This window comes from Streptomyces sp. NPDC087310 (assembly GCF_044744405.1).
Lineage (GTDB): Bacteria > Actinomycetota > Actinomycetes > Streptomycetales > Streptomycetaceae > Streptomyces.
On record NZ_JBIUYF010000008.1, the window covers coordinates 43,348 to 68,186 of the forward strand.

General features: G+C 72.8%; 22 protein-coding genes and 1 riboswitch. Of the genes, 5 read left to right on the forward strand and 17 right to left on the reverse strand.

The genetic code is table 11. The features are described 5' to 3' along the window. Window positions 1–60: 60 nt before the first annotated feature. Together ACIO3P_RS28750 and ACIO3P_RS28755 are read right to left on the reverse strand one after the other, a co-directional pair. Window positions 61–738 carry a TetR/AcrR family transcriptional regulator gene (locus tag ACIO3P_RS28750; RefSeq protein WP_401793275.1) on the reverse strand — a complete coding sequence of 226 codons (678 nt, stop codon included), beginning with the start codon at window positions 736–738 and terminating at the stop codon, window positions 61–63. 87 nt (window positions 739–825) lie between these two features. Continuing rightward, a complete protein-coding gene (locus tag ACIO3P_RS28755) occupies window positions 826–987 on the reverse strand; it encodes an SCO1431 family membrane protein (RefSeq protein ID WP_329828385.1) in 162 nt (53 codons plus the stop codon). 276 nt (window positions 988–1,263) lie between these two features. Here ACIO3P_RS28755 and ACIO3P_RS28760 point away from each other — a divergent pair, with 276 nt between their 5' ends. Continuing rightward, window positions 1,264–2,253 (forward strand): alpha/beta hydrolase, encoded by a 990-nt coding sequence (locus ACIO3P_RS28760; RefSeq protein ID WP_329828387.1) that lies wholly within the window; start codon window positions 1,264–1,266, stop codon window positions 2,251–2,253. A gap of 19 nt (window positions 2,254–2,272) precedes the next feature. Here ACIO3P_RS28760 and ACIO3P_RS28765 read toward each other — a convergent pair whose 3' ends face one another. After that, the gene (locus tag ACIO3P_RS28765; RefSeq protein WP_329828388.1) at window positions 2,273–3,631 is read right to left on the reverse strand and encodes a peptidase C39 family protein; all 1,359 of its coding nucleotides are present in this window, start codon (window positions 3,629–3,631) and stop codon (window positions 2,273–2,275) included. A 263-nt stretch (window positions 3,632–3,894) separates the two neighbouring features. On the opposite strand from ACIO3P_RS28765, the gene ACIO3P_RS28770 reads away from it, so the two are divergent. Next, a complete protein-coding gene (locus ACIO3P_RS28770; protein WP_401854441.1) occupies window positions 3,895–4,524 on the forward strand; it encodes a hypothetical protein in 630 nt (209 codons plus the stop codon). A 361-nt stretch (window positions 4,525–4,885) separates the two neighbouring features. Then, window positions 4,886–6,820, forward strand: a complete 1,935-nt coding sequence (locus tag ACIO3P_RS28775) for an AAA family ATPase (RefSeq protein ID WP_329828390.1) — start codon at window positions 4,886–4,888, stop codon at window positions 6,818–6,820. A gap of 39 nt (window positions 6,821–6,859) precedes the next feature. Here ACIO3P_RS28775 and ACIO3P_RS28780 read toward each other — a convergent pair whose 3' ends face one another. The 11 genes from ACIO3P_RS28780 to ACIO3P_RS28830 all read right to left on the reverse strand — a co-directional run bounded on the left by ACIO3P_RS28780 (window position 6,860) and on the right by ACIO3P_RS28830 (window position 17,570). Further along, complete coding sequence (locus ACIO3P_RS28780; RefSeq protein WP_329828391.1) at window positions 6,860–7,963, reverse strand: hemolysin family protein; 1,104 nt, start codon at window positions 7,961–7,963, stop codon at window positions 6,860–6,862. Beyond that, window positions 7,960–9,378 (reverse strand): hemolysin family protein, encoded by a 1,419-nt coding sequence (locus ACIO3P_RS28785; protein ID WP_329828392.1) that lies wholly within the window; start codon window positions 9,376–9,378, stop codon window positions 7,960–7,962. Before ACIO3P_RS28785 ends, ACIO3P_RS28780 begins: the two co-directional genes overlap by 4 nt. 257 nt (window positions 9,379–9,635) lie before the next feature. Next, window positions 9,636–10,094: a PH domain-containing protein gene (locus ACIO3P_RS28790; RefSeq protein ID WP_329828393.1), complete on the reverse strand. Its 459-nt coding sequence runs from the start codon at window positions 10,092–10,094 to the stop codon at window positions 9,636–9,638. 94 nt (window positions 10,095–10,188) lie between these two features. Next, the gene (gene hisG / locus ACIO3P_RS28795; RefSeq protein WP_329828394.1) at window positions 10,189–11,037 is read right to left on the reverse strand and encodes an ATP phosphoribosyltransferase; all 849 of its coding nucleotides are present in this window, start codon (window positions 11,035–11,037) and stop codon (window positions 10,189–10,191) included. A gap of 88 nt (window positions 11,038–11,125) precedes the next feature. Continuing rightward, window positions 11,126–11,398 (reverse strand): phosphoribosyl-ATP diphosphatase, encoded by a 273-nt coding sequence (locus tag ACIO3P_RS28800; protein WP_329828395.1) that lies wholly within the window; start codon window positions 11,396–11,398, stop codon window positions 11,126–11,128. An 8-nt stretch (window positions 11,399–11,406) separates the two neighbouring features. After that, complete coding sequence (gene ribH / locus ACIO3P_RS28805) at window positions 11,407–11,919, reverse strand: 6,7-dimethyl-8-ribityllumazine synthase (protein WP_329828396.1); 513 nt, start codon at window positions 11,917–11,919, stop codon at window positions 11,407–11,409. Window positions 11,920–11,985: 66 nt separating this feature from the next. Beyond that, window positions 11,986–13,329, reverse strand: a complete 1,344-nt coding sequence (locus ACIO3P_RS28810; RefSeq protein ID WP_401793254.1) for a bifunctional 3,4-dihydroxy-2-butanone-4-phosphate synthase/GTP cyclohydrolase II — start codon at window positions 13,327–13,329, stop codon at window positions 11,986–11,988. Then, window positions 13,326–13,907, reverse strand: a complete 582-nt coding sequence (locus ACIO3P_RS28815) for a nicotinamide riboside transporter PnuC (protein ID WP_401793392.1) — start codon at window positions 13,905–13,907, stop codon at window positions 13,326–13,328. The genes ACIO3P_RS28810 and ACIO3P_RS28815 overlap by 4 nt, the downstream gene beginning before the upstream one ends. 65 nt (window positions 13,908–13,972) lie before the next feature. Beyond that, on the reverse strand, window positions 13,973–14,593 hold the full coding sequence (locus ACIO3P_RS28820; protein WP_329828399.1) for a riboflavin synthase: 621 nt from the start codon (window positions 14,591–14,593) through the stop codon (window positions 13,973–13,975). Beyond that, a complete protein-coding gene (gene ribD / locus ACIO3P_RS28825) occupies window positions 14,594–15,778 on the reverse strand; it encodes a bifunctional diaminohydroxyphosphoribosylaminopyrimidine deaminase/5-amino-6-(5-phosphoribosylamino)uracil reductase RibD (protein WP_401854517.1) in 1,185 nt (394 codons plus the stop codon). It lies immediately after the preceding gene. A 185-nt stretch (window positions 15,779–15,963) separates the two neighbouring features. Continuing rightward, window positions 15,964–16,094, reverse strand: a riboswitch (FMN riboswitch). Window positions 16,095–16,388: 294 nt separating this feature from the next. After that, window positions 16,389–17,570 carry an ROK family transcriptional regulator gene (locus tag ACIO3P_RS28830; RefSeq protein ID WP_401854436.1) on the reverse strand — a complete coding sequence of 394 codons (1,182 nt, stop codon included), beginning with the start codon at window positions 17,568–17,570 and terminating at the stop codon, window positions 16,389–16,391. Window positions 17,571–17,702: 132 nt separating this feature from the next. Between ACIO3P_RS28830 and ACIO3P_RS28835 the strand changes: the two genes are divergently transcribed. Next, entirely contained in the window at window positions 17,703–18,980 is a 1,278-nt protein-coding gene (locus ACIO3P_RS28835; RefSeq protein ID WP_401854434.1) for an MFS transporter, read from the forward strand. A gap of 171 nt (window positions 18,981–19,151) precedes the next feature. Continuing rightward, window positions 19,152–20,567, forward strand: coding sequence for a uracil-xanthine permease family protein (locus ACIO3P_RS28840; protein WP_401854432.1), 1,416 nt, complete (start codon window positions 19,152–19,154; stop codon window positions 20,565–20,567). On the opposite strand, the gene ACIO3P_RS28845 is transcribed toward ACIO3P_RS28840, so the two are convergent. The 3 genes from ACIO3P_RS28845 to ACIO3P_RS28855 all read right to left on the reverse strand — a co-directional run bounded on the left by ACIO3P_RS28845 (window position 20,546) and on the right by ACIO3P_RS28855 (window position 24,668). Beyond that, complete coding sequence (locus ACIO3P_RS28845; RefSeq protein WP_401854515.1) at window positions 20,546–21,700, reverse strand: glycoside hydrolase family 6 protein; 1,155 nt, start codon at window positions 21,698–21,700, stop codon at window positions 20,546–20,548. The genes ACIO3P_RS28840 and ACIO3P_RS28845 overlap by 22 nt on opposite strands. Window positions 21,701–22,040: 340 nt before the next feature. After that, complete coding sequence (locus ACIO3P_RS28850) at window positions 22,041–23,747, reverse strand: NAD(P)/FAD-dependent oxidoreductase (protein ID WP_329828403.1); 1,707 nt, start codon at window positions 23,745–23,747, stop codon at window positions 22,041–22,043. A gap of 87 nt (window positions 23,748–23,834) precedes the next feature. Then, entirely contained in the window at window positions 23,835–24,668 is an 834-nt protein-coding gene (locus ACIO3P_RS28855; RefSeq protein ID WP_401793233.1) for a carbon-nitrogen hydrolase family protein, read from the reverse strand. Window positions 24,669–24,839: the final 171 nt, after the last annotated feature.

Genomic DNA, 24,839 nt, shown 5'->3' on the forward strand with positions numbered 1-24,839 from the left:
GTCCCCGTCCGCGGGCCCGCCTCGGCTCCGGGCCCGCCCCGTCCACGGGCCCGTGACCCGTTACGGCGCGTCCGGCCCCGGGCCGTGGCCCGTGAACGGGATCCAGTCGAGGTCCTGGGGCGGCGCCGGGCACTCCGGCGCGAACTCCTCGATGGTGTTGAGCGTGTGGCGCAACATCCTGACGAGCAGATCCCGGGGGATCTCCCGTTGCAGCTCGTCCCGGTGCTCCAGCCATTCGAGCGTGAGCCACTCGACGCTGCTGAGCCAGCCGAGCAGGGCGAGCCGTGCGATCGGCGGGATGTCCTGGTGGCCGTAGGCGCCTTGGGCGACCGTGGCGACCAGGCCGGTCCGTACCGCGTCGCGGATCGCCTGGACCTGGGTGTCGAAGCCGACGCCGCCGGTGATGATGGTGCGGTAGGCCGACTCGTTGTACTGGGCGAAGCGCAGATACGCCTCGACGGTGCGCTGCACCCGCTGGGTGCGCGGCAGTTCGGCGCCGCCGGAGGCGAGCGAGACGAGTTCGGCGACCGAGTCCTCGACAATGGCGAGATAGTAGCCGCGCTTGTTCTTGAAGTAGTAGTAGATCAGTCCCTTGGCGACCCCCGCGTGCTGGGCGATGTCATCCATCGACAGCGCGTCGTACGAGGTGTCGGCAAACAACTTCCGGCCGGTTGCGATGAGTTCGGAGCGCCGCACCTGTGATCGCAGGGACGGTCCACGCTGTTGACTACGATTCAAATTCGCGTCCTGGTCTCCGGCTGCCACGGTGTTCCCGCTGGAATTTCCCGCAGTATTGCAGAGATGGCGCGAGGCCCCGCGGTGTGGTCAGAGAAGACCGGTGTGGCTGACGAGGACGGCGACCAGGACGACCAGGGTCCAGCCGAGCAGGTGCTCCAGAAGCTGGGGCCCGTCGTCCTTGGGGCCTCCGGTACGGGCCCGCTCGCGGGCGCGGCCGAGCGTGGTGGCGAATGATGCGGTGGCAGTCATGGACATCTCGTTCAGTCGTACGGCGGTGGATGTCCCCCCGGGGCCACCGCCGGGGCGGTGACCCGACCAATGTGCCGGAGAAACGGGCCTCCGGGTAGAGACGTACGTCACCGGCCCGCCGGTCCGCCGCGTCCGGGCGTACGAGGACGGGGTTCCTCGCCGCGTCCTGTGGTCCACACCACACTCCGGCTTTGCCGAATCAGCAAAAATCTTGCGGGCGCGGTGACCCCGCCCGAATGATCGTGGTGACGAAGCACCACCGATCGAGGAGCAGCGATGTCAGCGACGCCGACGGCACACCCGGATGTGAAGCACCGGCTGGTGGAGGTTCCCGGCGGCCGGATCCATGTCGCGGAACAGGGCACCGGGCCGCTGGTCCTGCTCGTCCACGGCTTTCCCGAGTCCTGGTACTCCTGGCGCCACCAGCTTCCGGCGCTGGCCGCCGCCGGGTACCGCGCGGTCGCCGTCGACGTGCGCGGCTACGGGCGCTCGTCGAAGCCGGCCGATGTGGCGGCGTACCGGATGCTCGCCCATGTCTCCGACAACGTCGGTGTGGTGCGCGCCCTCGGCGAGGAGAGCGCGGTGGTCGTCGGCCATGACTGGGGTTCCCCCATCGCCGCCAACTCCGCGCTGCTCAGGCCCGATGTCTTCACCGCCGTGGGGCTGATGAGCGTCCCGTACTCCCCCAGGAACGGATTCCGGCCGAGCGACGCCTTCGGGATGATCGGCGGGGACGAGGAGTTCTACGTCAGCTACTTCCAGCGGCCGGGCCGTGCGGAGGCGGAGATCGAGCCGGATGTACGGGGATGGCTGGCCGGGTTCTACGCCGGGCTGTCGGCCGACACGATGGCGGAGGACAAGGACAGCCTCTTCTTCGTGCCCAAGGGCGGGAAGCTCTCCGACCGCTTCCCGGCCGGGCGGCTGCCCTCCTGGCTGTCGGAGGCCGATCTCGACCTCTACGCGGGCGAGTTCGAGCGGACCGGGCTGACCGGGGCGCTGAACCGCTACCGCAATGTCGACCGGGACTGGGAGGATCTCGCCGCGTGGGACGGGGCGCCGATCCGTCAGCCGTCGCTCTTCATCGGCGGCACGCTCGACGCGTCCACCACCTGGTTGGCGGACGCCCTCGCGAACTACCCCACCACGCTGCCGGGTCTGGTCTCCTCGCACCTCCTCGAAGGCGTCGGCCACTGGGTGCAGCAGGAGCGGGCGGACGAGGTCAACGGGCTCCTGGTGGAGTGGCTGCGCTCGCTGCCCGCGTCCTGACCCCGTCCGCGGCGCGCCGTCAGAGCAGGCCGACCGCCCGTAGGGCCCGGCACTGCGCGGCGGACGGCTTCGCGGGCCAGTAGACGTAACAGACCCCGCCCGTGCCGGAGGCGACCTTGCCGGACGCGTTGTACCGCTTGGTGCGGAGCCAGATCGTCTCCCACTCGGCACGGCGGTAGACGCGGCGTACGGCCGGGTTGCTCGGCGAGGCGGGGTCGTTGGCGATCACGTCGCCCTCGGGTGTGAAGCCGATGACCGTCATCAGGTGGCCGGAGGTGCCGTAACCCGCCCCGGTCAGCTCCTCCTTGAGGAAGGACTGCGAGGTGATGACGGGGATGCCCGCGCCCACCAGCGTCTCCACGTCGGCGAGCGAGCCGAGCCGGGTGACGGCGGAGCTCATGTCCCGGTACGTGGCGGCGTACGCGGCGTTGAAGGGCCAGTTGCCGCAGCCGTCGTACTGGTAGTCGAAGGTGAACCGGGCCGCGTGGCACACCTGCGGATCGTCGAAGTCCGGGTTCACCCAGGCCAGTTCGTCTGCGGTGGGGACGCGCCCCCAGTACTCGATGATCATCTGCGAGGAGGTGGGGCTGCACCAGGCTTCACCGCCGTTGTCGTACTCGGGGTACTGCCCGATGTGCGTGTTCTGCGAGTAGCGCGGCACGGTCAGCTCGCGCGCGAGCCCCGGCACGGAGGCCGGGACGGTGAACCGGTCCGGGATGTCGGAGGCCATCGCGCCGACCCGGTGGACCACCGGGGTGAGACCGCTGCCCGGGGTGCGGTAGAGGGTGAGGCGCAGCCGGTACGAGACGAGGCGCGTCCCGGTCGACGCGTCGTCCACCGCGAAGGTGTCCGTCCAGATGGTGCTGCGGCCGTCGCTCTGGTCGTCCAGCGAGGTGCGCCGGATGTCGCCGTCCCCGTCGCCCGAGGTCCAGCGGCCCATCACGTACCAGGGGGTGTCGGTGCCGTCGGCGTACTGCCCGCGCAGTTCGACCTGGAGCCAGGTGCCCGCCGGGGTCCGCGCGTTCCAGGAGGCGATCACCTCGGTGGCGGGGACCTTCGAGCGGTGGAGGGGTGAGGTCCAGGTGGCGTACTCCCACGTGGCGCTCTTCCCGGTGTGCGGGTCGGCGTAGTCGGCGGATCCCGCCGGGGCGCCGATGACCAGCGAGGGCCGGGCGCCGGAGACGGCGCGGACGCCGTCGGCGGTACCGGCCCGCCAGTCGGCGTACGAGGTCCAGAACGCGTTGTCCACGAGCGGCTGTGCCGGGGCGCCGGGGGCCGCTGCCGCCGCTCCGGCCGGCAGGGCGGCGCCCGCCCCGGTGGCCGCGGTGGCCGCGAGCGCGGCGGCGAGAACGGTTCTGCGCGAGGGGGGACGGGTCATGGGAACCTCCGGTCGACGGGCGTGGAGAGACGGAGAGGCGCGGACGGAAAGGCGCGGACGGGGAGAGGCGGAGGGGTCGAAGGGGCGTGCGGCGGCGGGAGGGTGACGGGTCGACAGTGGTCCACTATCCCGGCTCCCGGCGGGCTTCTGCCAGCGATTCGCACCGCGTCGGCCGAGCAATATTGGTCTCCACCAGTGGCATGACCTGCGGCGGCCGGGCACCGGACACCGTCCGGGCCCCTCCGGCTCGTAGGCTGGGCCGTATGGACGACCTCACCGCCGTGGCCGCGCGGCTGCGCGCCCTGCCGCCCTCCTGCGGTCCGGTGCGGCTGATCGCGGTGGACGGCCACGCCGGATCCGGCAAGAGCACCTTCGCGGCGCGGCTCGCGGCGGCGCTCGGCGGCGCGCCCGTGCTGCGGCTGGACGACGTGGCGAGCCACGAGGAGCTGTTCGCGTGGGTGCCCCGGCTGACGGCGCAGGTCATCGAGCCGTTCACGCGAGGCGCGACCGCGCGCTACACGCCGTACGACTGGACGCTGCGCCGCTTCACCGCGCCGCGCGCGCTGCCCGCCGCCCCTGTGGTGCTCGTGGAGGGGGTCGGGGCCGGCCGGCGGGCGCTGCGGCCGTATCTCGCCGGGCTGTTCTGGATGGAGCGGGGCGCCGAGGAGTCCTGGGAGCGGGGACGCCGCCGGGACGGAGAGGCGCAGTCCGCCTTCTGGGACGGTTGGACAGTGGCGGAGACACGCCATTTCGCGACGGACCCGTCTCGCCCCTTTTCCGATGCTCTGGTACGAGAGGGGCAGGAGGGGTACGTGATGAGCCCGATGCCTCACGCGACCGCGAGGCAGGACCAAACCATTACCCACCGTGACCGCTTGAGGCCACCATACTGAGCAGTCGGAAATCGACGCGCGCAGAGTGCCCAACTCGGCTTGACCAGCGGGCAGGGCAGGTCTTACGTTCTTAATGTGCGGCTTTTCGGAGCCGCCGCAGACGCGAAGCCCCCGGTTGTTCCCCCGTGATCGGGGGCTTCGTTCTGCCCTCTTCGCCGTTTTCCGGGCCTCGCACCCCCTCACCCGCTCACCCTGGGTCACCGGGTGACGCGGTGCACGGCGCCCTTAGTCGCACACACTCTGCGCAGGTACGATGCCTCTGAGTGCGGTCAATTCCCGTCCGCGTCATGGTGGTTCAGTACGCTGCCGACGGGCGCCCGCCCGGCGGGACATCACGGGGGCACGGTTTGTGGGGGACCTGATGGATATCGGCACGCAGGGCACGGGAGCCCCGGCCGACCTCGCCTGGGTGCGCGGGGTGGACGCCTACACCATGGGGGCGTACCCCCAGGCGGAGGAGGAGTTCAGGACTGCCGTCCGGCTCGATCCGGGGATGGCCGACGGCTGGCTCGGGCTGCACGCGCTGCGCGTCGAGACCACCACCGCCCTGATCCACATGTACCGCCATCGCGAACGCTTCGGCGAGCAGCGCACCCGCCACCGCCGCACCCTGAACTCCTGGTACTGGCTGGGCTGGTGGGTCCAGCCGGTGCTGGAGAGCGGGCGCGACCTGCGGCTGGCGCACGCCTCGCACTGGCTGGACGGGCGCCATGTGCCCGAGCTGGACCGGGCGTTGGCGGAGCTGCCGCCGGTGGACACCGACCCGCAGGTGCGTTTCCTGCACGCCTGCCGCGCCTATCTGGTCAAGGACTGGGACCAGTTGTGCCGCCACACCGAGCAGCTCGTCCACGATCCGCTGCTCGGTATCGAGGCGGGTCTCTTCGGCGGGATGGCCCGGGTCAGGCTGGAGATGTTCGGCCAGGCCGAGCCGCTGCTCGCCACCGCGCTGATGCGCTGCCGCAGCGAGCAGCCCCAGCGCAAGGAGCTGCGGTACTGGCTGGCCCGCGCCCACGAGGGCACCGGGCGCAGCGCCGCCGCCCTGCCGCTCTACCGGGCCGTGCACCGCCTCGACCCGGCGTTCATGGACACCGCGGCGCGGCTCGCCGCGATCACCGACTCCGACGGGTACGACAGCTACGAGAGCCCCGACGACCCGATGGGGCTGGCCTCCGTGGCGCTGGCCGGGCTCGGCCAGGACGCGGCGGACCTGACGGAGGCCCAGCCCCAGGCGCAGGCGCAGAGCGATCCGGAGGGGCCGCTCGGCTCCGACGTCCTGGTCGGCAGGGAGCCGCAGCCGCCGCTCGGCGGCAGCGGTCCGCCCGCCGTGCCCGAGTCGCTCCGGGAGAAGCTGCCGCCCCCGCCCGCGCAGCCCCCGGCGGCGCGCTTCCCCGAGGGGCCGACGGATCCGGCGCTGCTCGCCGAGGCGCTGGCCGAGCTGGAGCGGATGGTCGGGCTCGAACCGGTGAAGCGGCAGGTCAAGGCGGTCTCCGCGCAGCTCCGTATGGCGCGGCTGCGGGCCGGTCAGGGGCTTCCCGTCCAGCCGCCGAAACGTCACTTTGTCTTCTCCGGCCCCTCGGGCACCGGCAAGACCACCGTGGCGCGCATCCTGGGCCGGATCTTCTACGCGCTGGGGCTGCTCGGCGGGGACCATCTCGTGGAGGCGCAACGGGCCGATCTGGTCGGCGAGTTCCTGGGCCAGACCGCCGTCAAGGCGAACGAGCTGATCGACTCGGCGATCGGCGGGGTGCTCTTCGTAGACGAGGCGTACAGCCTCTCCAACTCCGGTTACAGCAAGGGCGACGCCTACGGCGACGAGGCCCTTCAGGTGCTGCTGAAGCGCGCCGAGGACAACCGGGACCATCTCGTGGTGATCCTGGCGGGCTATCCGGAGGGCATGGACCGGCTGCTCGCCACCAACCCCGGGCTCTCCTCGCGCTTCACCAGCCGGGTCGACTTCCCGAGCTACCGGCCGCTCGAACTGACCGCGATCGGCGGGGTGCTGGCCGCGGAGAACGGTGATGTGTGGGACGAGGAGTCCGTGGACGAGCTGCGCTCGATCAGCGGGCACGTGGTCGACCAGGGGTGGATCGACGAGCTGGGCAACGGCCGGTTCGTCCGGACGCTGTACGAGAAGAGCTGCGCCTACCGCGATCTGCGGCTCTCCGGCTACAGCGGTACTCCTACGCGCGATGACCTGGCGACGCTGAGGCTGCCCGATCTGATGCAGGCGTACGGCGAGGTGCTCTCGGGGCGCGGCCCGGCGGGCCGGGGCTCCCAGGACCCGACGGGAACATGATCCCGCCGGGCCCGGGAGACCGGTCCGGAGACCAGGGCCTCAGCGGGCCAGGGCCTGGGCGGCCTGGTCCGTGCGCTGTTCGCCGACGAGGGTCGCCCGGGTGGCGGACACCTCCCGGTGGGAGGGGTCCCGTACCTCCCCCACCAGCATTTCGAGGACGTCCTCCAGGGCCACCAGGCCGAGCACCCGCCCGGACACGTCCGCGACCTGGGCGAGATGGGTGGCCGCGCGGCGCATCACGGTGAGGGCGTCGTCCAGCGGGAGTTCCGCGCTGAGCGTCGCCATCGGCCGCCAGACGTGCTGGGGCACGGCCCGGTCCGCCGTCTCCAGATCGAGGACGTCCTTGACGTGCAGATACCCCATGAAGGCGCCGCCGCCCTCCGCGCACACCGGGAAGCGGGAGTAGCCGGTGCGTACCGTCAGCTCCTCGATCTCCCTCGGTGTGACGGCCGGGTTCACCGTGATCAGTGAGGCGCGGGTGAGGAGCACGTCGGTGACCGGGCGGCTGCCCAGCTCCAGCGCGTCCTCCAAACGCTCCTGCGCCTCGGGCTCCAGCAGCCCCGCCTGTCCCGAGTCCTCGACGAGCCGGTTGAGCTGCTCGCTGGTGAAGACGGCCTCCACCTCGTCCTTGGGCTCGACGCGGAAGGCCCGCAGCACGAGCCGGGCGCAGGCGCCGAGCGCGGCGGTGACCGGCCGGCAGAGCCGGGCGAAGCCGACCAGACCGGGGCTGAGCCAGAGCGCGGTCTTCTCCGGGGCGGCCATGGCGAGGTTCTTGGGGACCATCTCGCCGATGACGAGGTGCAGGAAGACGACCAGCGCCAGGGCGATGACGTACCCCAGCGGGTGGACCAGGCCCTCCGGTACCCGTACCGCGTGGAAGACGGGCTCCAGGAGGTGCGCCACCGTCGGCTCGGCCACCGCGCCGAGCGTCAGGGAGCAGACGGTGATGCCGAACTGCGCGGCGGCCATCATCTGCGGCAGGTTCTCCAGCCCGTACAGCGCCTGTCTGGCCCGGGCCGAGCCGCGCGCGGCGTGCGGTTCGATCTGGCTGCGGCGTACGGAGACGAGGGCGAACTCCGCGCCGACGAAGTAGCCGTTGGCGAGGACCAGGAGAAGGGCGAAGGCGAGTTGCAGCACGCTCATCGGACGCCCTCCGCCATCGCGGGAGCGGCGGCGGGCGCGGGCCCGGGCGCCGGGACCTCGGCCGGAACGCCCCGTACCACCGGTACGGGCTCGGCCGGGCCGTCGTCCGTCAGTCGTATCAGCCGGACCCGCTCCGCCCGGTAGCGGTCCACCCGGCGTACGGAGAGCCGCCAGCCGGGCAGCTCCGCGCGGTCGCCGGGGGCCGGGATGCGTCCGAGCAGATCGGCGACGAGACCGGCCAGCGTCTCGTAGGGCCCCTCGGGGACGTCGAGTCCGATGCGCCGCAGGGTGAGGACCCGGGCGCTGCCGTCGGCCTCCCAGGCGGGGCGGCCGTCCACCGGGTCGACGGGGGCCAGTTCCGGCCGCCCGTCCCCCTCGGCGTCGTGCTCGTCGCGCACCTCGCCGACCAGTTCCTCGACGATGTCCTCCAGGGTGACGACCCCGGCCGTACCGCCGTACTCGTCGACCACCGCGGCTATCGGCTGCTCGTTGCGCAGCCGCTCCAGGAGCTGCTGCACGGGCAGGCTCTCCGGGACGAACAGCGCGGGAAGGGCGATCCGGCCGACCGGGGTGCGCAGCCGCTCCGCGACGGGGACGGCGAGCGCGTCCTTGAGGTGCACCATGCCGATGATCTCGTCGATGCGCTCCCGGTAGACGGGGAAGCGGGAGAGCCCGGTGGCCCGCGTGAGGTTGACGACGTCCGCCGCCGTCGCGTCCGCCTGGAGGGCGCTGACCTTCACGCGGGGGGTCATCACATGCTGGGCGGTGAGCCGGCCGAGTGAGAGGGTCCGTACGAACAGGTCGGCGGTGTCCTGTTCGAGGGTGCCCGCCCGGGCGGAGTGGCGGGCCAGGGAGACGAGCTCGCCGGGGGTGCGGGCCGAGGCGAGTTCGTCGGTCGGCTCCACGCCGAGTATCCGGACGAGCCGGTTGGCGACCGTGTTGAGCAGGGAGATCACCGGCCGGAACACGGTGGAGAAGAGGTGCTGCGGCCCCGCCACGAACCCCGCGACCTGGAGCGGCCGGGAGACCGCCCAGTTCTTGGGGACGAGTTCGCCGATCACCATCTGGACGGCGGAGGCCAGCAGCATGCCGATCACCACCGCGATGCCGGAGACGGCCCCGGCGGGCAGTCCGGTCGCGGCGAGCGGCCCGCCGAGCAGTTCGGCGAGCGCGGGCTCGGCGAGCATGCCGACGACCAGCGAGGTGATGGTGATGCCGAGCTGGGTGCCGGAGAGCTGGAAGGAGAGTTCGCGCAGGGCTCTGACGACGGTACGGGCGCGGCGGTCGCCCGCCGCGGCGGCCCGCTCGGCGTCGGGGCGGTCCACCGTGATGAGGCCGAACTCGGCCGCCACGAAGAAGCCGTTGGCGAGGATGAGAAGGAACGCTGCGGCGAGCAGCAGAAGGGGGATGGTCATGCCGCCGCCTCGTCGAAGGGGGCGGCGCAGGTACTACCGGACGATCCGTCCATTGCTGGAGGGAGTCACTCCTCGGGTCGCAGGATTGCCCCGCGGGCCGTCGCGGCCGTCTGATGCGGGGCGGGGCGCACTCGGCGCCTCCGCCACCAGAGTAATCAAGACAGGGGCGGGGCGGACAGGACCTGGTGGCCCGTCGCCGTACCGGAGCCTGTCAGCACCCGGTACGACGGGGTGCCGGCGCCTGGTACGAAGGGGTGTCAGCGCCCGTCGTCGTCCCGCGCGGAACGGGATTCGGTCAGGTCGCGCAGCGCGCGGGCGTCGCGGATCGCGCGATCCCTGGCCACGCCGGGCTGGATGCCGAGGACGGGCAGGCTGCTGCCGTCGCTGAGGTCGAGGAAGACCCAGGGGTCGCCGGGCCGCAGGTTGACCCGCAGGATCTCGGCCCACTCCAGCCGGCGGGTGCGGGTGAGATTGACGACCGTCACCCCCGTGTCGTCGGCGACGACCTTGGGGCGGCTGAGCAGCGCCAGTACGCCGAAGAACAGCAGCGCGGTGACGATGAAGCTCAGCCGCTCCCCCGCGCTGAGCTGCTCCAGCATCAGGCCGATGGCCGAGATGACCACGAACATGACCGTGCCGACGGAGAGCAGCACCGTACGGGTGACGGTCGGCCGGAACGTGACCGGCAGGGCGGGTACGGGGGCGGGCACGGACATGGGTTCTGGGTCTTCCCGGGATGACATCGAGGGTGCTCGGAGGGAGATCGGAGGATGCTCGGAGGGCGCGAGGGGCCGGGCCGGCCGGAGCCGGTCAGAGCCGGCAGGCGTGGATGGCCGTGGTGAGGATGGCGCGGGCGCCCAGCTCGTAGAGGTCGTCCATGATCCGCTGCGCCTCCTTCGAGGGGACCATCGCGCGGACGGCGACCCATCCCTCGTTGTGCAGCGGGGAGACCGTCGGCGATTCGAGGCCCGGCGTGAGGGCGACGGCGCGCTCCAGGTGCTCGGCGCGGCAGTCGTAGTCCATCATCACGTACGTACGGGCGACCAGGACGCCCTGGAGGCGGCGCAGGAACTGCTGCACCTTGGGCTCCTCGGTGCCGGCGCCGGTACGGCGGATGACCACCGCCTCCGAGGTCATGATCGGCTCGCCGATCACTTCCAGGCCCGCGTTCCGCAGCGAGGTGCCGGTCTCCACGACGTCCGCGATGATCTGGGCGACGCCCAGCTCGATGGCGGTCTCGACCGCGCCGTCCAGGTGGACGACGGAGGCGTCGACGCCGTGGTCCGCGAGGTGCCGGGCCACGATGCCCTCGTACGAGGTGGCGACGGTCATGCCGCCGAACTCGCCGACCCCGGTGGCGGTGCCGGGCTTGGTGGCGTAGCGGAAGGTGGAGCGCGCGAAGCCGAGGGGCAGGATCTCCTCGGCGTCGGCCTCCGAGTCCAGCAGCAGATCGCGTCCGGTGATGCCGATGTCGAGGCGGCCCGAGCTCACATAGATCGCGATGTCGCGGGGGCGCAGGTAGAAGAACTCGACCTCGTTGTCCGGGTCGACCAGGACGAGTTCCTTGGACTCCTTGCGCTGCTGGTATCCGGCCTCATGGAGCATCGCCGACGCAGGCCCGGAGAGAGAACCCTTGTTGGGAACGGCGATGCGCAGCATGAGGTCGTCTTCCTTCGTGCGGAGTTCGTGCGGAGGGTGAGCGTGGAGGAAAGGGGTGGAACGGTACGAAGTGGTACTGAGGTGATGCTCAGAGATGGGCGTACACGTCGTCAAGGGAGATTCCGCGCGCGACCATCATCACCTGGACGTGGTAGAGGAGCTGGGAGATCTCCTCGGCGGCGGCTTCCTTGCCCTCGTACTCGGCGGCCATCCACACCTCGGCCGCCTCCTCGACGACCTTCTTGCCGATGGCGTGTACGCCCTTTTCCATCAGTTCGGCGGTGCGGGAGGTGGTGGGGTCGCCCTGGGCGGCCTTCTGCTGGAGCTCGCTGAAGAGCTCCTCGAACGTCTTCTTGGACATGGTGGCGCTCACTTTACGCGGCTGCTCGCGGGCTCCTGGCGCCAGGGTTCGGCGACGGTACGCAGGGTGGTGGCCGTGGCGACGGCGGCGGTGACCGCCTCGTGCCCCTTGTCCTCGTGGGAGCCTTCGAGACCGGCCCGGTCCAGGGCCTGTTCCTCGGTGTCGCAGGTCAGTACGCCGAAGCCGATGGGGACTCCGGTGTCCACGGAGACCTGGGTGAGGCCCTGGGTGACGCCCTGGCACACATACTCGAAGTGCGGGGTGCCGCCCCGGATGACGACGCCGAGCGCGACGACCGCGTCGTAACCGCGGCCCGCCAGCACCTTGGCGACGACGGGCAGCTCGAAGCTGCCGGGCACGCGCAGCAGGGTCGGTTCGTCGATGCCGAGGTCGCGCAGGGCCCGCAGGGCTCCGTCGACCAGGCCGTCCATGATCTTCTCGTGCCACTGTGCCGCGATCACGGCGACCCGGAGGTCTCCGCAGTTCTTGACACTCAGTTCGGGTGCGCCCTTGCCGCTCACGTCTCTCCTCGCATGCTGTGCTTCTCGTCGGTCGTCGGTCGTCGGGCCGTACGGTCTCGTACGGTCCTACTGGTTGCCGCAGGTGGTCGCGGTGGCGGCGGCGTCGAGCCACGGCAGGTCGTGGCCCATCCGGTCGCGCTTGGTCCGCAGATAGCGCAGGTTGTGCTCGCCGGCCTGGACGGGCATCGCCTCGCGCCCGGTGACCCGCAGGCCGTGCCGGACGAGCGCCGTGGTCTTGTCGGGGTTGTTGGTCATCAGCCGCAGGCTGCGTACCCCGAGGTCGTCGAGGATCCGCGCGCCCGCCGCGTAGTCACGGGCGTCGGCGGGCAGCCCCAGCTCCAGGTTGGCGTCCAGGGTGTCGCGGCCCCGCTCCTGGAGTTCGTACGCGCGGAGCTTGGAGAGCAGGCCGATGCCGCGCCCCTCGTGGCCGCGCAGATAGACGACGACTCCGCGGCCCTCCGCGGTGACGCGCTCCATGGACGCCTGGAGCTGGGGTCCGCAGTCGCACCGCTGGGAGCTGAAGATGTCGCCGGTCAGGCACTCGGAGTGGACGCGTACGAGCACGTCCTCACCGTCGCCGAGCTCCCCGTGGACGAGGGCGACGTGCTCGACGCCGTCCACGGTGGAGCGGTAGCCGTACGCGGTGAAGTCGCCGTGGGCGGTGGGCAGGCTGACCTCGGCCTCGCGGCGGACCGAGGGCTCCGAGGTGCGGCGGTACGCGATCAGGTCCTCGATGGAGATGATCGTCAGGCCGTGCTTGCGGGCGAACGGGATCAGCTCGGGCAGCCGCAGCATCACCCCGTCCTCGCCCGCGATCTCCACGATCGCGCCGGCGGGGCGCAGACCGGCGAGCCGGGCGAGGTCGACGGCGGCCTCGGTGTGGCCGTTGCGTACGAGCACCCCGCCGGCCCGGGCGCGCAGCGGGAAGATGTGGCCGGGGCGGACGAAGTCGCCGGGCCGCGCGTCGCCCGAGGCGAGGAGCTGGAGCGTGGTGGCGCGGTCGGCGGCGGAGATCCCGGTGGTGACGCCGTGGACGGCCGCCGCGTCGACGGTGACGGTGAAGGCCGTCCGCATCGACTCGGTGTTGTTGCCGACCATCTGCGGGAGTTCGAGCCGGTCCAGCTCCGGCCCCTCCATGGGGGCGCAGATCATGCCGCGGCACTCGCTCATCATGAAGGCGATGATCTCGGGCGTGGCCTTCTCCGCGGCGATGACGAGATCGCCCTCGTTCTCGCGGTCCTCGTCGTCCACGACCACGACGGGCCGGCCGGCCGCGATGTCGCGTATGGCCTGGGCCACCGGGTCCAGGGAGAGGTCCTCGACATTGTCGCGGGAGTACCAGGTGGGGCGCGGGGCGTCGGCGGACGGCGCCTCTTCGAGGGCGGTCAGGGGTGACGGACGGGCTGTCATGCTGCTGCTCCTTCCAGGGTCATGGCGCCGGCGCGGGAGCGCTGCCACCAGTCGCGCATGCCCCACAGGACGAGGGCGAGATAGATGACGTAGACGAAGCCGGAGAAGGCGAGTCCGCTGCTGAAGGCGAGCGGGACGCCGACGAGGTCGACGAGGAGCCAGGCGAACCAGAACTCGACGAGGCCGCGTGCCTGGGCGATCATCGCGGCGAGGGTGCCGGTGAAGATGTACGCGTCGGGCCAGGGGTTCCAGGACAGTTCGGGTACGGCGACGAAGAGCCCGCCGACGGCGAGGGTGCCCAGGGCGGTACCGCCGAGGAGCAGCCCGCGCTCGCGCCAGGTGGCGAACCGTACGGCGATGGAGCCGTCCTGCGCCTGCTGCTTCCCGCGCTGCCACTGCCGCCACCCCCACACCGCGACACCGATGACCAGGAGCTGCTTGCCGACGCCGCCGCTGAGGTGGGCGGAGGCGTACGCGCCGACCAGGATGACGCCGGAGAGGAGCTGGGCGGGCCAGCTCCAGATGGAGCGCCGCCAGCCGAGGGCGAGGGCGGCCAGACCGATGGTGTTGCCGATCATGTCGGACCACAGCAGGTGCTGACCGAAGGCCGTGAACGCCTCACCGTTCAGCCAGGACAGGGTGTTCACCGCGCGGACTCCTCGGCCTGTGCGCGCTGGGCGGGGCTCAGCAGGCGCTCGACGTACTTCGCGATGACGTCGACCTCCAGGTTGACCGGGTCGCCCGGTCCCTTGATGCCGAGGGTGGTCAGCGCGAGGGTGGTGGGGATGAGGCTGATGGTGAAGTGGTCGGTCGCGGCGTCGACCACTGTGAGGCTGACGCCGTCCACGGTGATGGAGCCCTTCTCCACGACGTAGCGGGTCAGGGCGGCGGGCAGCGAGATCTTGACGATCTCCCAGTGCTCGGAGGGCGTGCGCTCGACGATGGTGCCGGTGCCGTCGACATGGCCCTGGACGATGTGTCCGCCGAGCCGCCCGCCGAGGGCCATCGGCCGCTCCAGGTTGACGCGGGAGCCGGCCCCGAGGGCGCCGAGGCTGGACCGGTCGAGCGTCTCGGCCATCACATCGGCGGTGAACTCGCCGTCCCCGGACTCCACGACCGTCAGACAGACACCGTTGACGGCAATGGAGTCGCCGTGCCGGGCGTTCTCGGTGACGACGGGTCCGCGCAGACGGAAGCGGGAGGAGTCACCGAGGTTCTCCACGGCGGTGACCTCACCCAGTTCTTCGACGATTCCGGTGAACACTCAACGCTCCTTCGTGGCGGTCGCGGCGGGCTCGGCGGCCCGGGCGACGGAGGTTTCGGGGGTCTCGCTGGTCTCGGGGGTCTCGGAGGTTTCAGAGGTCCCGGTGATCTCGGGGGTTTCGGGTGTCTCGCCGGTCGTTTCGGGGATCGCGGTGATCCGCAGGTCGGGGCCGATCCGTACGGTCTCCGTCATCCGCAGGCGCAACGCCCCGGCGATCGTGGTGATTCCGGCGTCGCCCAGCGCGGCGGGACCGGCGCCGAGGAGGACCGGGGCGAGATAGCCGACGACCTTGTCGACCGCTCCGGCGGCGACGAAGGAGCCGGCCAGGGCCGGGCCGCCTTCGAGGAGTACGGAGCGGACGCCGCGCTCGTGCAGGGCGGCCAGCAGGGCGGGGACGGAGAGCCCCCGGCCCCCGGCCGCGCGGGGCAGCCGTACGGCGTCGGGGAGATGGCGCGCGTCGGCGTCCTCGGCGACGGCGATCAGGGTGGGCGCGGCACCGTCCAGGACCCGGGCACCGGGCCGCACGGCGGTGGCCTCGGTGTCCACGACGACCCGCAGCGGCTGGACGGCGCCCTCGACGCCGCGGACCGCGAGGTGGGGATCGTCGGCGCGGGCGGTGCCGGAGCCGACCACGACCGCGTCGGCCTCGGCGCGCAGCCGGTGGACGTCGGCGCGGGCCTCGGCGGAGGTGATCCAGCGGCTGGTGGCGTCGGCGGCGGCGATCCGGCCGTCGAGGGTGGCCCCGTACTTCCACAGGACGTACGGGCGGCCCCGGCGTACGGAGGTGAGCCAGGCCGTGTTGCCCGCCTCGGCCTCGGCGGCGAGCAGCCCCGGCGCGGCGGGGACCCCGGCGGCGCGCAGGGTGGCGGCGCCCCCGGCGGCCTGCGGGTTCGGGTCGGGGACCGCGTAGTGGACGCGGGCGATCCCGGCGTCGATCAGCGCCTGGGCGCAGGGTCCTGTGCGGCCGGTGTGGGCGCAGGGTTCGAGGGTGACGTACGCGGTGCCGCCCCGGGCCCGGGATCCCGCCGCGCGCAGGGCGTGGACCTCGGCGTGCGGTCCGCCGGCGCGCTGGTGGAAGCCCTCGCCCGCGAGGTGTCCCGAGGCGTCCAGGATCACGCATCCGACGACCGGATTGGGGCTGGTGGAGCCGAGTCCGCGGGCGGCGAGCGCGACGGCTCGTCGCATGGCGTCCGCGTCGGTGACGCGTTCGGCTTGGGTGGCCACCCGGGTCCTCCTGCCTCTTCGGGCACGGACTCCGGGGCCTGTCGATGACGACAGAGAAACGGGAACACCACAGGGGAACGCCGAGGCCGAGGAACCGGCTCGTCGATGGACGAACCGCCCGGTACGGCGTAACCCGCGAGGGCCCGCCGCGCACTGCCTCCCATCCGGACTTTCACCGTCGGTCCAGGAATCTCACCTGGTCAACCGGCCACTGGATGCGGCCGGGTCGCGGACTGTAACCGCCGGTTCGGAATTACACCGACCCCGGAGTGCGCTGCTGCTGGTACGCGACCAGTGTGCCACGGCTGATCGTCGGCGTTCCGGGCGAGCGCTGTGGGCTGACTCACAGAACGGCCGGGAATGCCGCCGGGGGCTTGCGCTCCACCCCTCTCACCTGCACCTCCGCCGGGGCGCCGACCGCTCGGGGACGGGGCGACGGCGGTGGCCCGGGGCCGGCCCGGGGTCCGGCGTCTCATATACCGGGCGGAAACCTGGTACGGCGCACCGGCTCCCGGCCTCAGGCCCCCGGCCTCAGGTGCCCGGCCTCAGGTCCCGGCCTCAGGTCCCGGCCTCAGGTGCCCGGCGCGAACAGCGCGTCCTGCGCCGCGTCGCGCGCCGTGAGCAGCGCGCCCCGGAGCACCGCGGCGCCGCCGAGCGTGCCGGGTCTGACCTCCGTACGGAGCGGGGACATCGCGGCGAGCCGGTCCTCGACGCGGGCCGCCAGCGCCTCGCCGCCCGCGTGGCCGACCTCCCCGGCCAGCACGATCCGGCCGGGGTCGAGGACCGCAGCGACCGCCGCGGCGCCGATGGCCAGCCGGTCGGCGAGGGCGTCGAGGAACGCCGCGGCGCCGGGCCGCGCGTCCCCGGTGGCGGCGCGTACCAGCGCGGCGGACGGCGGCTCCTGGGGCGCGCCCGGGGCGGGCACGATCCCGTACCCCTCGGCGAGTTCACAGACGGCGGCCGACCCCGCCAGGCTGTGGAAGCCGCCGTCGCAGGTCGTCGCCGAGGGCAGCCCCGAGGTGCCCGGCACGGGCAGGAAGCCGATCTCGCCCGCGCCGCCCGAGGCACCCCTGCGGAGCCGGCCGTCGAGCACGACGGCCGCGCCGATGCCGTGGCCGATCCAGAGCAGCACGAAGGTGTTCTGGCCGCGGGCGGCGCCGAGGCGCTGCTCGGCGAGGGCGGCGAGGTTGGTCTCGTTCTCGACCAGGACGGTGGCGGGCAGCCGCTCCTGGAGTACGGACACGAGCCGCCGGTGCCACTCCGGCAGCCCGGTGCTGTCGCGGAGTTCGCCGGTGACGTCGACCAGCCCGGGGGCGCCGATGCCGACGCTGTGCAGGGGTACGGCGCCGGCCTGCCGGGCGGTGCGTTCCAGCAGCGCGGCGGCCTGTTCGACGGCGGGTTCCGTGGCGGTGTCGCTGCCGATGGGCAGAACGGCCTCGGCGAGGGTGACACCGAGCAGATCGGCGACGACGACGGCGACGCTGTCGGTCCGTACGTCCAGGGCGGCGAGATGCGCGCGGTCCGCGACGATCCCGTACAGCCGGGCGTTGGGGCCCCGGCGGCGGTCGCCGGTCTCGCCGACGACCCTGACCAGGCCCGATTCCTGGAGCCGGTCCACGAGGTCGGCGACGGTGGGGCGGGAGAGCCCGGTCAGCGTCTTGAGCTGTCCCGCCGTCAGCGGGCCTTCCCGCTGGAGCAGTCGCAGGGCCAGCCGGTCGTTGATGGCCCGGGCGGTGCTCGGGGATGCGGCCATGGCGGAATCCTCTATTTATCAGGCAGGGTTCCTGATAGTTTACTCGCGCACCGGAGGAGGTGTGTCACGGGGTGGCCCTGGACCAACGGGACGCCCGCGAAGGGGGACCCCCTCGGAGGAGGACGGAACGGTATGCGAGCGGAAGCGGTCCACGACAAGCGGGGGTTGCGGCGGGCCCGGATCGCCATCGCCGTCGTCTTCTGTGTGCACGGCTCGGTCACCGGCAGCTTCGCCACCCGGGTCCCCTGGATCCAGGAGCACACCGGCCTCAGCGCGGGGCAGCTCGGTCTCGCACTCGCCTTTCCCGCGATCGGCTCCGTGACCGCGATGCCGGTCGCGGGGGCCATCAGCCACCGCTTCGGCGCGCGCACCGCGCTGCGCGGGCTGCTCGCCCTGTGGACGCTCGCGCTGATCCTGCCGTCCCTCGCGCCGAACCTCGTCGCCCTGTGCGCGGCGCTGTTCGTCTTCGGCGCCTCGTCCGGCATGTCGGACGTGGTGATGAACGCCGTCGGTCTGGAGACCGAGGCCCGGCTCGACCGGTCGATCATCTCCAGCCTGCACGGCATGTGGAGCGCCGGCGCCCTGATCGGGTCGGCGGCCGGCGCCCTCGCGGCCCATCTCGGCGCCGACGCGCGGCTGCACCATCTCCTCGCCGCCCTGGTGCTCACGGCGCTGGGCCTGATCGCCTGCCAGGGCGTGCTGGACGTACGCAGCGCACCCGAGGCCGAGGCCCCGCCGAGGTTCGCGCTGCCGCCCCGGTCCGCGCTGCTCATCGGGGTCGTCGGGTTCTGCGCGGTCTTCGCGGAGGGCGCGAGCCTGGACTGGTCGGCGGTCTACCTGCGGGACGTCCTGGACACCTCGCCCGGGGTGGCCGCCGCGTCCACGACGGCCTTCGCGCTCACCATGGCGATCACCCGGCTCTCCGGGGACCGGGTGATCGACCGGTTCGGCGCGGTACGGACGGTGCGCACCGGCGGGGTGCTGGCCGCGGCGGGCGGCCTGCTGGTGGTGGTCGCGCCGGACCCGCTGGTCGCCATGGCCGGTTTCGGACTGCTGGGGCTCGGGGTCGCGGTCGTCGTGCCGCTGGCCTTCGGGGCGGCCGGACGCTCGGGACCGAACCCGAGCCAGGCCATCGCGGGGGTGGCCACCATCACGTACACCTCGGGGCTGATCGCCCCCTCGGCGATCGGCGCGGTCGCCGACGCGACGTCGCTGGTGGCCTCGTTCGGGCTGGTGACGGTGCTCGCCTGCGGGCTGATCGTGGGCGCGGGGGTGCTGCGTACGGGCGACCGGCGCGCCGTCGCGGGCGGGGACGGCGGGGGTGACGGCGTCGGGGATGACGTCGGGGAGCGCGCCACGGGCGGCGAACGGGCCGGCGGTCAGGCGGCGGCGCCCGACCCCCTGGCCTGAGCGGCGGACGCCGGGCGGGACGGCCACGGCGGGCGCGGCGCACTCGCGGCACTACGATGGGCGCTGATCTTTTCAGCCACGCAGCCGTCCGGTCGAGGGAGCCCGGACCGGACCCGGCCGTGGCGGCGCCGGTCACCGCACCGGACGCGACCCAGAAGTGGAGCCCCACCCATGAAGCTCGGCGTGCGCTGGACCCTGCACGGAGACGGGCGCACGCCCGCACCGGGCGCCGTCGTCCGCCCCGACGAGCGGCTGTCGTGGCCCCGTACGGCCGGACTCGGCGCCCAGCACGTGGTGGCGATGTTCGGCGCCTCGTTCGTCGCCCCGGTCCTGATGGGGCTGGACCCCAACCTCGCGATCATGATGTCCGGCGTCGCGACGGTGATCTTCCTGCTGGCGACCCGTGGCCGGGTGCCGAGCTATCTGGGGTGTTCGCTCTCGTTCGTCGGCGTGGCCGCCGCCATCCGGGCCTCGGGCGGCGACAGCGCCACCGTCACCGGCGCGATCCTGGTCGTCGGCGGCGTGCTCCTCCTGGCCGGGCTCGCGGTACGGCGCTTCGGCGCCCGGATCATCCACGCCGCGATGCCGCCCGTGGTGACCGGCGCGGTCGTGATGCTGATCGGCTTCAACCTGGCGCCGGTGACGGCCGCCACGTACTGGCCGCAGGACCAGTGGACCGCGCTGCTGGTCATGGTGGTCACCGGGCTCGCCGTGGTCTGTCTGCGCGGCTTCTGGTCCCGGATCGCGATCTTCCTCGGGCTGGTCTTCGGGTACGGGATCTCCTGGGTCTTCGACCAGGTCTTCGGCCGGATCCACTCCCCCGCGGGCGGCGCCGAGGCCGTCGACCACTGGCGGCTGGACCTGTCGGGGGTCGGCAAGGCCCCCTGGGTCGGGCTGCCGGACTTCCACGGGCCGAGCTTCGAGTGGTCGGCGATCCTGCTCGCCCTGCCGGTCGTGATCGCGCTGATCGCGGAGAACGCGGGCCATGTGAAGGCCGTCGGTGAGATGACCGGGGACCCGCTCGACGACGAACTGGGCACGGCGATCGCGGCGGACGGCGCCGCCTCGATGCTCTCCACCGCCGTCGGGGGCCCGCCCAACACCACGTACTCCGAGAACATCGGCGTCATGGCCGCCACCCGCGTCTACTCCACCGCCGCGTACTGGGCCGCCGCGGGCTTCGCCCTGCTCTTCGGGCTCTGCCCCAAGTTCGGCGCGGTCGTGGCCGCGATCCCGGGCGGGGTGCTCGGCGGGATCACCGTCATCCTGTACGGCATGATCGGCCTGCTCGGCGCGCAGATCTGGACCAACGCCGGGGTGGATCTGCGCAATCCGCTCAATCTGGTGCCGACGGCCGCGGGCATCATCATCGGGGTCGGCGGGGTGAGCCTGAAGTTCTCCGACACCTTCGAGATCGGCGGGATCGCGCTCGGCACGATCGTCGTGATCACCGGCTACCACGTGCTGCGCGCCTTCGCCCCGGCCCACCTCAAGGGACCCGAGGGACCCGAGGGACCCGAGAAGCCCCAGGGACCCGGGGAGCCCCAGGGTCCCGACGAGCCCGCTCAGCCCGTCGCCAGCTCGTAGGCGTAGTCGGGGGTGAACGAGCCCGCGGCCCCCTTGCAGCCGTCGGACTCCCCCGGCAGCTTCACCCACAGGTACGCGTCGATCCGCGCCTCGCCCGTGTCGGTCGTCGGCGCCCGGCCCAGCGCCCGCCCCGCCGGATCGCACCACTGCCCGGCGGCCGGCGCCCCGTTGCCGTTGCGGCTGGTGTCGATCACCGCGCCGAGCCGCGCCGGGCCGCCCAGCGCGGCCAGTACCTGCCGGGCGTACGCCGCCTCGTCGGCGGTGCGGTGGAAGTTGGAGACGTTGGTGAAGATGCCGTCACCGCTGCTCGCGGCCCTGGCGGCACGCAGCAGCTCCGCCTGCCGCTGCGCCGGATGCCAGCCGGAGTGGCCCGCGTCGAAGTAGACCCTCGCCTCCGGGGCGGCGGCGTGGATCGTACGGGCGGCGCGGGCCAGCGAGGCGTACCGGGCGGCGCGCGCCGCCTCGTCGAGGCAGTCGGAGAGCGCGACCGAGTCGGGTTCGAGGACGACGATCGACGCTCCCCCGCCGAGCCCGGCCGCGAACTCCCGGATCCAGTCGTCGTACGCGTCGAGATCGGGCGCGCCGCCCTGCGAGGCGCCGCCGCAGTCCCGGTCGGGGATCGCGTACGGCACGAGGACGGGCACCCGGCCCGCTTCGGCGGCCCCGGCCGTCACCGCGCGCACCTCGCCCGTGACGGCTCCGGGGTTGTACGCGGCGAACCAGACCGCCGCAGGCCGCGCCGCGATCCGTGACTCGATCAGCGGACGCCGGGGATCGTCGCGGTGCGTGGTGATCCAGTCGAGGACCTGGGACGCGGGATGCCGGTAGAGCGGGGCGTCCGCGGGCCCGGCGGTCCGGCTCTCCCCGGCGGCCGACGAGTTGGGCGGTGCGGGCGGCGCGGACGTACGGGAGGGACGCGGCGGCGCCGACAGCGTGACGGCCGACGGCGAGGGCGACGGCGACGGTACGGGTGAGGTCGCGGCGGCCGGGGTGGGCACCGCGGGCAGCGGCGCGACCAGCGGCGACCGGGTGGTCTCCGGCCTGGCCGTGTCCCGCTCGTCCCCTCCCCTGGTGGCGGTCAGCACGCCGGTGACGGTGGAGACGGCGACGACCGCCGAGGCCGCGACGGTCATGGCGTGATGCCGGACGGCCCGGCGCCGTTCGACCCGTTCGCGCTGTGCCACGGAGCGCCGCACCCCTGTTCCCGCCACCTGGACTCCCCCTTCGCACGGTGCCCGGCCGGGCGTGGTGCCGGTCCTGGGGTGCGCGAGCCTATGCCGGTGGGCGGGGCTTACGGGCCCGGATCAGCGGTTCCACGGCCCTGACCAGGGGGCGCCGTACCGATGTACGCCCGCTTCGGTCGCCCGGGGCCGGCGGCGCTCGGCCCCGCTGCGCACCCGGGCCTCCGTCCCGGCGCGGGCGGCCGGTGGACACCTGTCGTACGAGGATGATCTGGGGGGCCGCGGGCGGCCCTCAGTCCTCCGGGAGTTCCACGGGCGCGAGTGCGTCGAACAGGTCGCCGGGCCCGGGGTTCGTGGGGTCCGTGGCGCCGCCGAAGTGGCGCATCACGCCCCACACCGCGTTGAGCGCGGTCTGCACCGCGCCCTCCGCCCAGCCCGCCGTCCACGAGATGTCGTCCCCGGCGAGGAAGATGCCCCGCTGGTCGGCGGGGAGCCGGTCCTGCATGAAGTGGGTGAACAGGCGCCGCTGATAGCGGTAGTGGCCGGGCAGGTTGGCCTTGAAGGCGCCCATGAACCAGGGTTCGTTCTCCCAGGACACGGTCACCGGGCCGCCGATGAGGTGCTTGCGGATGTCGGCCTTCGGATAGATCTCGCCGAGCGAGGCCAGCATGACCTCCATCCGCTCCTCCGGCGACAGCGGCAGCCACTTGAGGCTGTCGTCGCACCAGGTGTACGAGAGACAGATGACCGCGGGCCGGTCGGGCCCGTCGTCCAGCAGATACGTGCCCCGGGTCATCCGGTCGGTGAGCGTCATCGACATCGTGTCCCGCCCGGTCGGCTCGCCCCGGTCGTCGACCGCCTCGTCCAGCCAGAACGGCCGGTCCACCGGCACGAACAGCTTGGACGACTCCATGTAGTGGGTGCGCTCCATCGCCGTCCAGTGGTCGATCGGGAAGAGCGAGTCGTCGCAGGCGATCTTGGAGAGCAGCAGCCAGGACTGGGCGGTGAAGACCGCGGCGCGGTAGGTACGGATCCGGCCCGAGGCGTCCGTCACCGTGATCCGGTTGCCCGCCGTACGGTGCAGCCGGGTCACCGCGGGGCGCGGCGCGCCGTCGTGCAGCGAGGCGAGCGAGGTTCCGGCGGGCCAGTGCGTGAGCTTGCCGGGCGCGCGCTCCCAGAGTCGCAGCGGAAGCTGCTGGCTGCCGCCGACGATGGAGCGGTGGTGGTCGTCGGCCTCGGTGTAGACGACCCGCAGGATCTCCAGGATGGAGTTGGGGAAGTCGGTGTCCCAGCCGCCGGTGCCGAAGCCGACCTGGCCGAAGATCTCCCGGTGCCGGAAGGACGCGAAGGCCGGGGAGTCGCAGAGGAAGCCGTAGAAGGTCTGGTTGTCGAGCTTCTCGACCAGCTCGGCCCAGATCTCCCGGATCCGCGGCACATCGCGTTCGCGCAGCGCGCGGTTCATGGCGGAGAAGTCGGCGCCCTCCTCCAGACAGGTGTTCCAGGCGTCCATCACCTCGTGGAAGACCGGCGGCAGGTCGTCGACGGTCCGCGCGTAGTGGGACGTGCCCTTGAGGTCGACCACGGTGGACGGGGTGCCGGGGGCCAGCGGGTTGGGGAAGGGCCGGGTCTCCAGGTCCACCAGGTCGATGTAGTGGCGCAGCGCGGTGGAGGACGGCGGGAAGCGCATCGCGCCCATCTCGGCGGTCAGTGAGGGGTCGCAGCCGTCGAAGCCGACCGTGCGCAGCCGTCCGCCGATCTGATCGGCCTCGTACACGACGGGCTTGAGCCCCATCTTCATCAGCTCGTACGCGGTGACGATGCCGGAGAGCCCGCCGCCGATGACGGCGACCTCCGTGCCGTGCTCGGTCGCGGGGATCTGGCCGAGCCCGGCGGGGTGGGCGAGGAAGTCGTCGTACGCGTAGGGGAAGTCGGGACCGGCCATGGTGATCGGCGGCTGCGCGTCGGTGTGCTGGACGGCGGTGGGCACCGTGGACGTCATGGGGTACGGACTCCTCGCGGGCAGGTAAGGGAACGCGGGCAGGTACGGGACAGGGGGCGGCGGGACGGTTCCTCGGATACCGGGAGGTCAGCCCAGCGCCGTGTAGAGACCGGGACGGCGGTCGGCCAGATACGGATTGGCCTCCCGGGAGGCGGCCAGGAGCGCGCCGTCGACCTCCCCGAGGAGCAGCTCCTCGCCGCGCCCCGCGCGCACCCGGACGGCCCCGTCGGGACCGGCGAGGCAGCTCAGCCCGACGAACTCGAACGCGCCCTCCGCACCGGCGCCGGCCGTGCCTTCCTCGCCGGTGCGGTTCACGTATGCCACGTACATCTGGTTCTCGAAGGCCCGGACCGGCACCATCGATTCGGCGACGAACTGGAACGGGTGCATCTGGGCCGTGGGCACCAGCAGCAGATCGGTGCCGGCGAGGGCGTGGGCGCGGACGTTCTCGGGGAACTCCACGTCGTAACAGATCATGATCCCGATCCGCAGCCCGGCCAGTTCCGCCTGGACGACGGGGTGTTCGCCCGGGGTGAACCAGGTGCGCTCGAAGCAGCCGAAGAGGTGCGTCTTGCGGTAGTTGGCGAGGCGGCCGCCGTCGGGGCCGATCAACTGCGCGGAGTTGTAGATCGCGCCGCTCGCCGGCGCGGGGTCCCGCTCGGGGTAGCCGTAGAGCACCGCGAGCCCGTGGCGTACGGCGATCTCCGCGACCGCGGCGGAGCCGGGTCCGTCGGCGGTCTCGGCCAGCCGGTCCACGGCGTCGCCGATCGCGTAGCCCGTCAGGAACATCTCGGGGCAGACGAGCAGCCCGGCCCCGGCCGCCGCGGCCCGGCCCGCGGCCTCGTCGAGCACGCGCAGACCGCCGTCGACGGAGCCGGGCCGTCCCGAGCTCTGGAGCAGGGCGGTGCGGAGCGGGGGCATGGCTGACCTCGGGCGGGGTGCGAAGGGGGTCCGGCGGGAGTCCGCCGGGACAGCCTTGACGCTACGGTCCGGCGGCCGGGCGGGACAAGACGCGTCCGTTGCGCGCGAACCATCGATCTGTTGTGTGATCGGCCGCCCTGTCGGCGATTCGTTGCGCGCGGGTGCGAGGAG

What these genes read in the sequence shown, in the direction of transcription:
- ACIO3P_RS28830 (WP_401854436.1), bottom strand. Translation starts at nt 17,570, where the DNA reads ATGGCCGCATCCCCGAGCACCGCCCGGGCCATCAACGACCGGCTGGCC.
- ACIO3P_RS28810 (WP_401793254.1), bottom strand. Translation starts at nt 13,329, where the DNA reads ATGACAGCCCGTCCGTCACCCCTGACCGCCCTCGAAGAGGCGCCGTCC.
- ACIO3P_RS28850 (WP_329828403.1), bottom strand. Translation starts at nt 23,747, where the DNA reads ATGACGTCCACGGTGCCCACCGCCGTCCAGCACACCGACGCGCAGCCG.
- hisG (WP_329828394.1), bottom strand. Translation starts at nt 11,037, where the DNA reads ATGCTGCGCATCGCCGTTCCCAACAAGGGTTCTCTCTCCGGGCCTGCG.
- ACIO3P_RS28760 (WP_329828387.1), top strand. Translation starts at nt 1,264, where the DNA reads ATGTCAGCGACGCCGACGGCACACCCGGATGTGAAGCACCGGCTGGTG.
- ACIO3P_RS28785 (WP_329828392.1), bottom strand. Translation starts at nt 9,378, where the DNA reads ATGACCATCCCCCTTCTGCTGCTCGCCGCAGCGTTCCTTCTCATCCTC.
- ACIO3P_RS28765 (WP_329828388.1), bottom strand. Translation starts at nt 3,631, where the DNA reads ATGACCCGTCCCCCCTCGCGCAGAACCGTTCTCGCCGCCGCGCTCGCG.
- ACIO3P_RS28840 (WP_401854432.1), top strand. Translation starts at nt 19,152, where the DNA reads ATGAAGCTCGGCGTGCGCTGGACCCTGCACGGAGACGGGCGCACGCCC.
- ACIO3P_RS28845 (WP_401854515.1), bottom strand. Translation starts at nt 21,700, where the DNA reads ATGACCGTCGCGGCCTCGGCGGTCGTCGCCGTCTCCACCGTCACCGGC.
- ACIO3P_RS28790 (WP_329828393.1), bottom strand. Translation starts at nt 10,094, where the DNA reads ATGTCCGTGCCCGCCCCCGTACCCGCCCTGCCGGTCACGTTCCGGCCG.
- ACIO3P_RS28800 (WP_329828395.1), bottom strand. Translation starts at nt 11,398, where the DNA reads ATGTCCAAGAAGACGTTCGAGGAGCTCTTCAGCGAGCTCCAGCAGAAG.
- ACIO3P_RS28815 (WP_401793392.1), bottom strand. Translation starts at nt 13,907, where the DNA reads ATGATCGGCAACACCATCGGTCTGGCCGCCCTCGCCCTCGGCTGGCGG.
- ACIO3P_RS28835 (WP_401854434.1), top strand. Translation starts at nt 17,703, where the DNA reads ATGCGAGCGGAAGCGGTCCACGACAAGCGGGGGTTGCGGCGGGCCCGG.
- ACIO3P_RS28770 (WP_401854441.1), top strand. Translation starts at nt 3,895, where the DNA reads ATGGACGACCTCACCGCCGTGGCCGCGCGGCTGCGCGCCCTGCCGCCC.
- ACIO3P_RS28755 (WP_329828385.1), bottom strand. Translation starts at nt 987, where the DNA reads ATGACTGCCACCGCATCATTCGCCACCACGCTCGGCCGCGCCCGCGAG.
- ACIO3P_RS28855 (WP_401793233.1), bottom strand. Translation starts at nt 24,668, where the DNA reads ATGCCCCCGCTCCGCACCGCCCTGCTCCAGAGCTCGGGACGGCCCGGC.
- ACIO3P_RS28780 (WP_329828391.1), bottom strand. Translation starts at nt 7,963, where the DNA reads ATGAGCGTGCTGCAACTCGCCTTCGCCCTTCTCCTGGTCCTCGCCAAC.
- ACIO3P_RS28775 (WP_329828390.1), top strand. Translation starts at nt 4,886, where the DNA reads ATGGATATCGGCACGCAGGGCACGGGAGCCCCGGCCGACCTCGCCTGG.
- ribD (WP_401854517.1), bottom strand. Translation starts at nt 15,778, where the DNA reads ATGCGACGAGCCGTCGCGCTCGCCGCCCGCGGACTCGGCTCCACCAGC.